General features: G+C 67.7%; 2 protein-coding genes and 1 pseudogene. All 3 read left to right on the top strand.

From position 1 onward, the window contains the following. Positions 1–292 precede the first annotated feature (292 nt). The gene (locus K789_RS0114445) at positions 293–772 is read left to right on the top strand and encodes a hypothetical protein (protein WP_024367372.1); all 480 of its coding nucleotides are present in this window, start codon (positions 293–295) and stop codon (positions 770–772) included. A gap of 87 nt (positions 773–859) precedes the next feature. Beyond that, positions 860–1,408, top strand: coding sequence for an RNA polymerase sigma factor (locus K789_RS0114440; RefSeq protein ID WP_024367371.1), 549 nt, complete (start codon positions 860–862; stop codon positions 1,406–1,408). Next, a pseudogene (locus tag K789_RS23215) lies at positions 1,405–1,711 on the top strand (hypothetical protein); the annotation flags it as partial. The gene K789_RS0114440 and the pseudogene K789_RS23215, both read left to right, overlap by 4 nt.

Below are 1,711 nucleotides of genomic sequence, written 5' to 3'. Positions count from 1 at the left end.
CCGCCGTCGTTAAGCCGCTGTCCGGGTCCCCCGCAGCGACTGTCCGGAAAAGAAAAAAGAAACTTCCGAACAGTGCGTAACCTTTCGGGGCACTCCAGCGATTACTCCTTTGTAAGCGCCGCCGGAACATGGACCCCCCACCAGAAATCCGGCCGGCCTTCCACTGCAAGTGCAGGCCGGCGCCCGCCCCCATCGGGCGCCGGCCAGCCTTCCACTGAACGAGCGGGCTGTTGACTGCCCCCATCAGGCTCCAGCCAGCCTTCACACAAAAAACAAAGGATGTACGTTTCTTATGAAGAGTGTTAGCAAGACCACCAAGATTGCTGTCGGCGCCGCGATTCTCGCTATTGGAGGATTCTCCGGCATCGGCCTGGCCAACGCGGCCCAGGTTTCGACCACCCAGCAGGCTGAAGTGACCCCCGCTACGCCCGCTGTCCCGGCAACCCCCGAGGTTCCGGCGACTCCTGAACTTCCCGCCGCACCGGCTGTCCCGGCCGTTCCGGCCGTGCCGGCTTCCCCGTCCGTTGACGGCTCCGCCGAAGGCGACGTCGAGGGCACCGACGGCTCCGCCGAAGGTTCCGTCGAGGCTGACAACGACGGCGTTTCCGTTGACGGCGCCGCCAACGCCAAGGGCGCTGCCGAGGCCGAGGCCCATGCCGGCGTGACCGTCGCCGTCCCGGGCGCCAAGGGTGTTCCGGCTACCCCGGCGGTTCCTGCTGTTCCGGCCGTTCCGACCCTGCCGTCGGACGTGCAGCCTGAGCTCGACAAGTAGGCACTGAACGCCTCTTTGGAGGCACCCGGGGTGCGGCCGCTAGACTTGCCGGGGCCGCACCCCAGCAGTAACCGGAAGGACAGCCTCTTGGCAGAACAGCTAAGCGATGATGAATTGTCAGCAGCATTGGCTGGCGAGCCATCAGGGTTTAGCGCTGTCTACACGGTCATTTCACCCGCGGTGCTCGGCTACTTCCGCGCCCGCGGCGTGGAAGACGCCGAGGCGCTCACCCAGGACGTCTTCGTGGACATCCTGCCGAAACTCGCCAAGGTCACCGGCGGCCACGCCGGCCTGCGGACCTTCATTTTCTCCGTCGCCCACGCCCGGCTGGTCGACCACCACCGGCGGGCAGACCGCACGCCGTACCTGGCCGAATACGATCCCCGGGACGACACGCGGTACGCGCCCTCCGCCGAGGACGAGGCCCTAGGCTCCCTGGGCGGCATTGCAGATTCCCTGTCCCGGCTCAACGAAGAGCAACGGGAAGTCCTGGTCCTGCGGATCGTCGCGGACCTCTCCATCGACCAGGTGGCCGGCATCATGGACAAGACGCCGGGTGCCATCAAACAGCTTCAACGACGCGGGCTCAGCGCCCTGCGCGAACTCGTCACCGAAAAGGACCACGCAGCATCATGACCGGCACACGCGAACCCCAGCAGGATGGCCGCATCCAGGCGATGCTCCGTGATGCCGGCCTCGACGGTTCCACCGAGCTCCGTGGTTCACTGGAGCAGCTCAACGCCCTGGTCCCGGACCGGGCGCCCGCGCCCCGCGCCGACCTGGCGGCACTGCTGGCCGCCGGCGGTTCCGTTGCCGACAGCCCGGACCCAAGCCCGACGACGGCGATGCCGACAGCCGCCGCCGCAGCGGGTCCCGGCGCGGAATCCCTGCCCGCAGGGGTCACGAGCCTTACCGGGCGCCGCGGCCGGAAACGCAGGC

Origin of the sequence: Arthrobacter sp. TB 26 (assembly GCF_000427315.1) — a bacterium.
GTDB lineage: Bacteria > Actinomycetota > Actinomycetes > Actinomycetales > Micrococcaceae > Arthrobacter.
The sequence above is the reverse complement of the archived record's forward strand: the minus strand, read 5'-3'. Positions and strand labels throughout refer to the sequence as shown.